Annotated in this window: 8 protein-coding genes; 7 read left to right on the plus strand and 1 reads right to left on the minus strand. The window is 73.4% G+C overall.

Translation table 11 applies throughout. The annotated features are described in order from the left end of the window. Positions 1-120: 120 nt before the first annotated feature. Genes VMN58_02495 through VMN58_02505 form a run of 3 tightly spaced genes read left to right on the plus strand, consistent with a single transcriptional unit; the run spans position 121 to position 5278 of the window. A complete protein-coding gene (locus tag VMN58_02495; GenBank protein ID HUF32063.1) occupies positions 121-3354 on the plus strand; it encodes a glycosyltransferase family 2 protein in 3234 nt (1077 codons plus the stop codon). Next, positions 3351-4778 (plus strand): DUF5719 family protein, encoded by a 1428-nt coding sequence (locus tag VMN58_02500; GenBank protein HUF32064.1) that lies wholly within the window; start codon positions 3351-3353, stop codon positions 4776-4778. Before VMN58_02495 ends, VMN58_02500 begins: the two co-directional genes overlap by 4 nt. A 35-nt stretch (positions 4779-4813) precedes the next feature. Next, positions 4814-5278 (plus strand): hypothetical protein, encoded by a 465-nt coding sequence (locus VMN58_02505; GenBank protein HUF32065.1) that lies wholly within the window; start codon positions 4814-4816, stop codon positions 5276-5278. A gap of 30 nt (positions 5279-5308) precedes the next feature. Here the strand turns inward: VMN58_02505 and ftsH are convergent, their stop codons facing one another. After that, positions 5309-7348: an ATP-dependent zinc metalloprotease FtsH gene (ftsH, locus tag VMN58_02510; protein HUF32066.1), complete on the minus strand. Its 2040-nt coding sequence runs from the start codon at positions 7346-7348 to the stop codon at positions 5309-5311. A 75-nt stretch (positions 7349-7423) separates the two neighbouring features. Between ftsH and VMN58_02515 the strand changes: the two genes are divergently transcribed. From VMN58_02515 to VMN58_02530, 4 genes are all read left to right on the plus strand, one after another. Next, positions 7424-7651: a DUF3499 family protein gene (locus VMN58_02515; GenBank protein ID HUF32067.1), complete on the plus strand. Its 228-nt coding sequence runs from the start codon at positions 7424-7426 to the stop codon at positions 7649-7651. Positions 7652-7685: 34 nt separating this feature from the next. Continuing rightward, positions 7686-8429 carry a type II CAAX endopeptidase family protein gene (locus tag VMN58_02520; GenBank protein ID HUF32068.1) on the plus strand — a complete coding sequence of 248 codons (744 nt, stop codon included), beginning with the start codon at positions 7686-7688 and terminating at the stop codon, positions 8427-8429. Between the two features lie 56 nt (positions 8430-8485). Beyond that, positions 8486-8707 carry a hypothetical protein gene (locus VMN58_02525; protein ID HUF32069.1) on the plus strand — a complete coding sequence of 74 codons (222 nt, stop codon included), beginning with the start codon at positions 8486-8488 and terminating at the stop codon, positions 8705-8707. 245 nt (positions 8708-8952) lie between these two features. Further along, on the plus strand, positions 8953-9584 hold a 632-nt coding region (locus VMN58_02530; GenBank protein HUF32070.1), incomplete at its 3' end, for a hypothetical protein.

Consider the following 9584-nt stretch of genomic DNA (forward strand, 5'->3'; position numbering starts at 1 on the left):
GCACCGGTCGGGGGCTCCCGCCGGTGTGCTAGCCACCATAGCGCCTTCGTTAAACAGTTGCAAGCACTTCGGTGGGCCGAGTGAGGGGGCCCCGGGGGCGACGACTACCCTCGGTCGGCCGTGGTTGCGCACGACCTCCCCACGCCGGCCGGTGCGCCTCACGACGACGACGCCCCGCCCGACGACAGCCCCCAGGCCCCGCCGGTGGTCGCCGTGGTGGTGACCCACGATGCCGGGCCGTGGTTCCGTGACGCCCTCGGGTCGCTGCGGGCCCAGGACTACCCCAACCTCTCGGTGCTCGTCATCGACGCCGACAGCGCCACCGACCCGATGCCACTCGTCGCCGAGGTCCTGCCCGACGCCTACGTGCGCCACCTGGACGCCAACCCCGGCTTCGGGCCGGCCGCCAACGAGGTGATCGAGGTCGTCGAGGGAGCCGCCTTCTACGCCTTCTGCCACGACGACGTCGTCCTCGACCCCACCGCCATCCGCTTCCTGGTGGAGGAGGCCTACCGCTCCAACGCCGGCGTCGTGGGCCCCAAGGTCGTCGCCTTCGGCGCTCCCCAGCACCTCCTCCAGGTCGGGATGTCGAGCGACAAGACCGGGGTGCTCTCGCCGCTCGTCGAGCGGGGGGAGCTCGACCAGGAGCAGCACGACCGGGTGCGCGACGTGTTCACCATCCCCGGGGCCTGCACCCTCGTGCGCACCGACCTCTTCGAGGCCCTCGGGGGCTTCGACCCGGCGATCACCTTCCTCGGTGAGGACCTCGACCTGTGCTGGCGCGCCCAGGTGGCGGGGGCCCGGGTCATTGTGGTTCCCGCCGCCCGCGTCGAGCACGTCGAGGCCCTCGGGTCCCGCCGGCCGACCGACGACCGGCGCCGCCTGCTGGCCCGCCATCGGCTCCGCACCGTCCTGACCTGCTACGGGCCCTTCCACCTCCTGCGGGTGCTTCCCCAGGCGGCGGTGTTCACCCTCTTCGAAGCGATGTATGCCTCCGTCACCGGTCACCTCGACCAGGCGGGCGACGTCCTGGGCGCCTGGACGTGGAACCTCAGACGCATCGGTGCGCTCCGCCAACGACGCGCCCTGCTGCGCCGGCACCGCCAGCTCGGTGACGGCGAGGTCCGTCGCCTCCAGGTGCGGGGCAGCGCCAGGCTGTCGGGCTTCGTCCGGGGCGAGCTCGGCACCACCGACCGGGTCCGCGCCTCGCTCTCCGGGGTCGGCCGGGACCTGTCCGACCGCCTGGCGTCGGGTCCCCGCCGCGTCGTCGTCGCCGCGTGGCTCCTGGTGGCGCTGCTGCTGCTGGTCGGCTCGCGCGACCTGATCAGCGGCCCTCTCCCCGCCATCGGGGCGTTCGCTCCGATCGAGGAGGGCCCCCTCGGCCTGCTCCGCGAGTACGTGAGCGGCTGGCGCTCCGCCGGCCTCGGCTCCGAGTCGCCCGCCCCCACTGCGTTCGCCCTCCTCGGCCTGCTCGGCATCGTGGTGCTCGGGGCCACGGGCTTCCTGCAACAGGTGCTCGTGCTCGGCATGCTCCCGCTCGGCGTGGTCGGGATGTGGCGCCTCACCGGCCCCCTGGCGTCCAAGCGGGCACGAGCGGTCGCCATCGTCGTCTACGCCGTCGTCCCCCTGCCCTACGACGCCCTGGCGCGGGGCCGATGGGGCGCGCTGGTCGCCTACGCCGCCATGCCCTGGATCCTCGCCCGCCTGCTGCGGAGCAGCGGGGAGGCGCCGTTCGCCCCGGAGGGCGAGGTCGACGAGTCGGCTCCCGACCGCGAGACGGCCCGGGCCCTCGTCGAGACCGACCGACGCCGAGCGGTGTTGGTGCTCGGCGTCATCGTCGCCCTGGTGGCCGCGGTGGTGCCCGTGGTCGTGCTCGTCGTCCCGCTCGTCGCCCTCGCGCTCACCCTCGGCGCCGTCTTCACCGGTGGGGTGAGGCGTGTGCTGCAGACCGTCACCGTCGGCCTCGGCGCGTCGGTCGTGGCCCTGGTGCTGCACCTGCCATGGACCCTCGACTTCGTCCTGCCGGGTTCGGAGTGGGCGACGGTCGGCGGCATCTCGCGGATGGGCGTCGACCGCCTCGGCATCGACCAGCTGCTCCGCTTCGAGACGGGGCCGGCGGGTTCGTCGGTCTTGCACTGGGCCCTGCCCGTGGCCGGCACCCTGGCGCTGCTGATCGGCCGGGGCTGGCGCTTCACCTGGGCCACCCGCGCCTGGTTCGTCGCCCTCGCCTCGTGGTCGCTGGTATGGGTCGCGGGCCAGGACCTGCTCCCCGTCGCCCTCCCGTCGGCCGACCTGCTGCTCGTCCCCGCTGCCGCCGCCCTCGCCCTCGCCGCCGGCCTCGGCATGGTGGCCTTCGAGCGGGACCTGCCGGGCTACCGATTCGGGCTCCGGCAGGTGGCATCGATCGTTGCTGCCGCGGCCGTGGTGGTGGCCTCCCTGCCGGTCCTGGCAGACGCCCTCGACGGCCGCTGGGGTCTCCCGCCGGCGGACTTCCGCACGTCGCTCAACGCCATCGAGGCCGGCGAGGTGCTCGACCAAGGGTCGTTCCGGGTGCTGTGGGTCGGCCACCCCGACGTGGTGCCCCTCGGGTCGCACCGACTCGAGGACGGGCTCGGCTACGGCATCTCGACCGAGGGGGCACCCGGGCTCACCGACCAGTGGGCGGGCAGCGCCGACGGCGCGACCGGCCTGGTCGAGGACGCCCTTCGCCTCGCCGCCGACGGCCAGACCCAGCGCCTCGGGCGCCTGCTCGCCCCCATGGGGATCCGCTTCCTCGCCCTCCCCGAGCGCTCCGTGCCGGAGCGGGCGCGCACCTCCCGCCGACCGCTCCCGCCCGGCGTCCGTCGCACCGTCGACAGCCAGCTCGACCTCCGCCGCCTCGACGTCGACCCCGCCATCGCCCTCTACGAGAACGTCTCCTGGGCGCCGACCCGCGCCGCGCTGCCGGCCGAAGCCGGCGCCGTCGTCGCCGGCGCCAACAGCCTCTTCGGCCCTGCCGTCGCCACCGACCTGTCGGGTGCCGTGCCGGTGCTCGGTGAGAGCACCGGCCACCTCCGCTTCGAGGGGGAGGTGCCGGCGGGGGTGGTCTACCTCGCCGAGGCGGCGTCCGACCGCTGGCGGCTCGAGGTCGGTGGCCGGTCCGCGGCGCGCACCCGGGCGCTCGGCTGGGCCAACGCCTTCGAGGTCGCCGAGGCGGGCGACGCCGTGCTGCGCTACCGGACCTCGCCGACGCGGTGGCTGGTGGTGGCGCTCCAGGCGCTGCTCTGGGCGGCCGCCGCCGTCGCCCTGGTGCGCGGCCGGCGCCGTCGTGCGACCGAGGTGGGCGCCCGCTCGGTTGCATGGGGACGGTCGTGAACCGCCGCCTGCCCGTCCTGGTGGTGATCGTCGGGGTGCTCGTCGTCCTGGGGCTCGTCGCCACCGACGGCCCCACCGGGAGGTCCGACGACCTCGGCGGGGCGGCGGCGCCGCTCATGCCGGTGGCCGACCGCGCCGGCGCGCTGTCGTCGACCTGGTACTGCGCCGCCGGCACGGCGATCGAGGGTGGGGAGGCCAACCTGATCGTGGTGGTCGCCAACCCCCAGCGCGAGGTGCGCCGGGGCACGGTCACCTGGTACCCGGGCGCCGACGAGCCGCTGGTGGAGACCATCCAGGTGGGTCCCCAGGAGTCGCTCACCCTCACCGCCCGCGACTCCCTCACCGCCCCCGTCGTCTCCGCCGTCGTGGAGGTCGAAGGTGGTGGCGTCGGCGTCGAGCACGGCGTCAGCGGCCCGCGTGGCGCCGACGTCGGGCCGTGCGCCTCGGCACCATCCGACCGGTGGCACTTCGCCAACGGCTCCACCACGCGCGACGCCCGCCAGGCCCTCTTCCTGTTCAACCCCTTCCCCGACGACGTGATCGTCGACATCAGCTTCGCCACCGAGCAGCTGCGCGAAGAGCCCGTCGGGCTGCAGGGCCTGCCGCTGGCGCCGGGGACATCGACCGTGATCGACATCGGTGCCTTCGTGCGGCGCCGCGCCGTCACCGCGACCTCCGTGGTGGCCCGCAGCGGCCGTCTGGTGGTCGACCGCGTCCAGACCTTCGACGGCAGCGAGGGCCGCAACGGCCTGTCGCTGGCGCTCGGCGCACCGGCAGCCGCCGAGGTCTGGCACTTCCCCGACGGGCTCCACGACGAGGGCCTCGACCAGCGGTGGCACATCTACAACCCCGGTGAGGACGAGGCCGTGGTCCTCCTCGAGGTGGTCCCCGACGAGGGCAACACCCCCGAGCCCACGGAACGCACGATCCCGCCCCGTTCGCACGTGATGGTCGACGCCGCCGAGCTGGCACCGGTGCCCGCGGGCGTGGCCCACTCCTCGACCGTCCGCTCCATCAACCGGGTCGGGGTCGTCGCCGAGCGCGAGGTCGAGGCCCGGTCGCCGGCGCCCCGGCGGGGCTGGACGTCGAGCCTCGGCTCCCGGGTGGAGGCCGAGCGCTGGCTGCTCCCCTTCGGCCAGGCGTCGTCGACGATCGACGAGTACCTCGTCGTCTCCAACCCCACAGCGGAGGAGGTCACCTTCTCGGTGGTCGCCCTCGCCGGCGGGCGGGTGGTCGAGATCGAGGGGCTGCAGGGTGTCACCCTCGGTCCCGCCGAGCGCACCGCCGTCCGCCTCGGCGACCGGATCCAGCGCAGCCCCCTCCCGCTGGTGGTCGAGGCCGACGGGCCGGTGGTGGTCGAGCGCGACCTCTACCGCGTGGGCGGTGTCGGCATCTCCATCGCCATCGGCATCCCCCTGCCGTAACTGGCCTGCGGCCGAGGCCTCATACTCTGGGTGGGGTGGAGCGCGCGCTGATCGCCGGGGTGCTCGTGGTGGTCGCTGTGGCGGTTGCCCTGCTGCTGGAACGACGGCGTCCGGCCCCGCCCACCCAGGCGCGGTGGGCGGTGCCCAGCCAGCTCGACCGTGCCGACTTCGCCCGGCCCGACGCGGCGTGGCTGGTGGCGGTGTTCACCTCGCTCACCTGTGACTCGTGCGCGGGCACGGCGGCCAAGGCCGAGGTGCTCGCCAGCGACCAGGTCGCGGTCGACGCGGTCTCGGTGCAGGACCGGCCGGAGGTGCACCGCCGCTACGGGATCGACGCTGTGCCCCTGCTGGTGGTGGCCGACGGCGAGGGCGTCGTGCGGGCCAGCTTCGTCGGCCCCCCGACGGCCACCGACCTCTGGGCGGCCGTGGCCGAAGCGCGCGAGCCGGGGTCGAGCCCCGAACCCCACCTGGGCCGGGGCGACCCCCCGCCGGCGGGCTGACCGGTCCGGGCCAGGGCGGCGACCGGCCGGTCAGGCCCCGCGGTCGCCGGTGTCGAGGCGGGCGGTGTCGTCGATCCGGGTGGTGGCGGCACCAACGGGCTCGTCGGGCTCGTCGGGCTGTTCCACGTCGTCGCCGTCCTTGCCGGCGCCGTCCTTGTCCGTGCGGTCCTCGGGGGCGGCAGGGTCGGTGATGTCGGCGTCGGGCCCGCTGGCGTGGCCCAGCTCGATGAGGCGGCCCACCTCGGCGCCGTCGATGGTCTCGCGCTCGAGCAGGGCCCGGGCCACCAGGTCGAGCCCGGCCCGGTTGGCGCGGAGGGTCTCGCGGCAGCGGTCCTCCTGCTCGCGGAGGATGCGCTCGACCTCTTCGTCGATGACGCGGGCGGTCTCGTCGCTGTACTCGTGGCCGGCCATCATCGTGTCGCCGAGGAAGACCTGGCCCTGGCCGCCCCAGGCCATGGGGCCGATCCGGTCGCTCATGCCCCACTCGCGCACCATCTTGCGGGAGAGCTCGGTGGCGCCCATCAGGTCGTTGTTGGCGCCGGTGGAGATCACGCCGAACACCTGCTCCTCGGCGATGCGGCCGCCGAGGCGGACCACGAGGGAGTCCTCGATGTAGTCCTGCCGGTAGAGGTGGCGCTCCTCGGGCAGCTGCTGGGTGACACCGAGGGCCATGCCGGTGGGCAGGATCGTGACCTTGTGGAGCGGGTCGGCGTGGGGGAGGACCGAGGCGCACACGGCGTGGCCCCCCTCGTGGTAGGCCACGATCTCCTTCTCGAGGTCGGACATGGCCATCGAGTCGCGGCGCTGGCCCATGAGCATCCGGTCGCGGGCGGCGTCGAAGTCCTGGTTGTGGACCCGGTCGTCGCCCCGGCGCACGGCGAACAGGGCGGCCTCGTTGACCAGGTTGGCCAGGTCGGCGCCGCTCATGCCGGGGGTGCCCTTGGCGACGACCTCGAGGTCGGCGTCGGACGCCAGCTTCTTGTCCTTGGAGTGGACCCGGAGGATCTCGAGGCGCTCGCTCGCCTCGGGCAGGGGGACCACGACCTGGCGGTCGAAGCGACCCGGCCGCAGGAGGGCGGGGTCGAGGATGTCGGGGCGGTTGGTGGCGGCGATCATCACGATGCCCTCGGTGGCCTCGAAGCCGTCCATCTCCGACAGCATCTGGTTGAGGGTCTGCTCGCGCTCGTCGTGGCCACCACCGAGCCCAGCGCCTCGCTTTCGGCCGATGCTGTCGATCTCGTCGACGAAGATGATGGCGCGACCCATCTTGCGGGCCGACTGGAACAGGTCGCGGACGCGGCTGGCGCCCACCCCGACGAACATCTCCATGAAGTCGGAGCCGGTGACCGAGAGGAATGGCACCCCGGCTTCTCCTGCGACCGCCCGGGCGATGAGGGTCTTGCCGGTGCCCGGGGGGCCGACGAGCAGCACGCCCTTCGGGATGCGGGCCCCGATGGCCGCGAAGCGAGCCGGCTCCTTGAGGAAGTCGACGACCTCGGTGATCTCCTGCTTGACGCCGGCGTAGCCGGCCACGTCGTCGAAGGTGGTGCCCGGCTTCTCCGAGGAGTAGGGCTTGGCCTTGGACTTGCCGATCTGCATCAGGCCGCCCATCTGGCCCTGGGCTCGGCGCTGCATCCAGACGAAGAAGCCGATGATCAGCAGCATCGGCAGCATGAACGGCAGGAAGGAGAGGATGAAGTTGGGCTGCGGCGTCTCGAAGTCGACCGCCACCTCCTGATCCTCGAGCAGGGCAAGGTCGCCCTCGGGGATGTCGGAGGGCCCGCTGGTGGAGAACTCGGAGCCGTCGAGGTTGGTGCCGGCGATGCGGTTGGACTCGGTGTTGATCTCGACCCGCTCGACCCGGCCGTCGGCCACCCGCTGGCGGAACTGGGTGTAGGAGATCTCGTCGCTGTCGTCGCCCGCCACCAGGCCGGGCAGGATCAGCAGGGCCAGCAGGAGCCCGCCCGACGCCCAGATCGCCCAGCGCGGCCAGCCGCCCTCGGGTCGGCGCGGCATGCCGGGCTTGCGCCCGGGGTGCTGGTCGTCGCGCGGGGAGGGCGGCTCGGTCATGGACCCATGGTAGGGAATGCCCCGTGGCTTGCTGGCATCCAACCCCCGGCGCGGAGGGGTCGCTACCGTCGGGCCATGGCCCGCCTCTGTGCCCGGCCCGCCTGCTCCTCGGCGGCGTCGGCGACCATGACCTACGACTACGACTCCCGCACCGCGTGGGTCGACGACCTCACGGGCGACCCCTCACCCGCCGGGTACGACCTCTGTCCCGCCCACGCTGACCGCCTCGGCGTGCCGCAGGGCTGGAGCCGGGCCGACCGCCGAGTGGCGGTCCGCTCCCTCGTCGACCGCCTCGCCGGCTGATCCCTCCCCCGGTGCCCTGGGTACCCTCCCCGGGATGTCCGTTGACCCGGAGGTGGTGACACCCGAGGCCACCTCCCCGCCCGAGGTCCGCTGGGGCATGGGCGACGCCCTGGCCGGCAACCTGGCGATCTACATCGCCTCGTTCGCCGCCTTCGCCGTGGCAGTGGCCGTCTTCGGGCCCGACGTGCTCGACGGTGACATGCCCCTGTGGCGCACGGCGCTGTTCCAGGTCCCGGTGTGGGTCGGCCTCCTCGGGGCACCCCTGTGGGCGACGTACCGCAAGGGCCTCCGCAGCCTGGTCGACGACTTCGGCCTGCGCATGCGGTGGGTGGACATCCCGCTCGGCCTGGGGATCGGGCTGGTCGGCCAGCTGGCGCTGGCCCTCGTCGTCACCGTGGTCTACCGGGCGCTCGGGATCGACCTCGACCGGGTGGGGGAGAGCGCCGAGGCCCTCACCGGCGCCGCCGTCGACCCCTTCAGCGTGGTGCTGCTGGTGCTGGTCGCGGTCGTGGTCGCCCCCGTGCTCGAGGAGCTCTTCTACCGGGGCCTCTGGCTGCGGGCCGCCGAGCGGCGCATCGGCCGGGTGGGGGCGGTGCTGCTCACCTCGGCGGTGTTCGGGATCGTCCACCTCCAGCCCTACGACTTCGTCGCCCTGGCCGGCTTCGGCCTCCTCCTCGGGGTGCTCACGGTGCGCACGGGGCGACTGGGCCCGGCGATCTGGGCCCATGTGGCCTTCAACCTCACCGCGGTGATCAACCTGCTCGCCCTCTCGAGCTGACCGCCGGCGGTCCCGGCCGGTTCAAGTCCTCGCGCCGATCGGTCGAGAAAATGACCATGGCCCCCAGAGCGACCCTCGACCGCACCGCCCGCTGCACCTCCTGTGCCGGGCACCTCGTCTCCATCTCTCTGGCACGCGGCGACGGCACCATGACGATGCACTCCTGTTCGCGCTGCGACACCCGCTGGTGGCAGCGCGACGGCGAGGCCACCGACCTCACTCGGGTCCTCGGGACCATGGTCGACGACCGGCTCACTACGATCCGCGGTCATAACTAGTCAAGATTGATCATTTCCCCCACGGGGGGTGGTGTTCCACCGCACTCAGTCGTACGCTCACCACTGTGCACCCACACGGGGTGCGCGTGGGGAGGCGCTGATCCCCCGGGTGTGATTGGTCACGTTGCCTGGGGAGGAGCCAAAGTGAACCCGGCCCCACCACCGACCTTTTGGAGGCAGTGGTGCGACCAGCCGACCGATCCCCGTCACGTTCCCCCCGACGAACCATCGGAGCAATCGCTGCGGTGGTGGGCCTCGCCCTCCTCCCCATCGGGTTCTTGTCCGCCCCCGCGGGCGCCCACCACAACGAAGGCCACGATGGCGGCCAGGGTGCCGAGAAGGTCTGGGTCTGCAAGATGGTCGGCGTCCCCGGTGACGCGACCCTGAGCCCCGGCCTGAACCCCATCCACGTCAGCGTGAACTCCTCCGACGGGCAGAACGCGTTCAGCGACGCTCACCCGAGCTTCGTCGCCCTCGGTGCGAACGATGACTGCATCAGGACCACGGGCGGTGGCGGTGGCGGCGGTGGCGGTGGCGGTGGCGGCGGCGGCGGTGGCGGTGGCGACACTGGCGGTGGCGACACTGGCGGTGACCCCGTCGTCGAGACCACCGACGTCTGCTCGAACCTCGAAGGGGACCAGGCTGAGGTGCCCAATGGTCTGGTGGCCGTCGACGGTGAGTGCTTCGAGATCGAGCCGACCGAGGTCGGTGGCGTGGTCATCACGCCTCCTGCCGACACGCCTCCTGCCGACACGCCGGCTGCGGAGGTGCCCGTCGAGAGCGCCCCGGAGGTCCAGGTCGACGCGTCGCCGGCGGTGCCGGTGGTGCTCGGCGTCACGCTGGAGCGCGAGGCCGCTGCCATCAGCCAGCTGCCCCG

Source organism: Acidimicrobiales bacterium (assembly GCA_035512495.1).
In the GTDB taxonomy this organism is placed as follows: domain Bacteria; phylum Actinomycetota; class Acidimicrobiia; order Acidimicrobiales; family CADCSY01; genus DATKDW01.

Bases quoted from the DNA above. Each gene is read 5' to 3' on its own strand.
- VMN58_02515 (HUF32067.1), top strand. From the start codon at position 7,424: ATGGCCCGCCTCTGTGCCCGGCCCGCCTGCTCCTCGGCGGCGTCGGCG.
- VMN58_02520 (HUF32068.1), top strand. From the start codon at position 7,686: ATGTCCGTTGACCCGGAGGTGGTGACACCCGAGGCCACCTCCCCGCCC.
- ftsH (HUF32066.1), bottom strand. From the start codon at position 7,348: ATGACCGAGCCGCCCTCCCCGCGCGACGACCAGCACCCCGGGCGCAAG.
- VMN58_02525 (HUF32069.1), top strand. From the start codon at position 8,486: ATGGCCCCCAGAGCGACCCTCGACCGCACCGCCCGCTGCACCTCCTGT.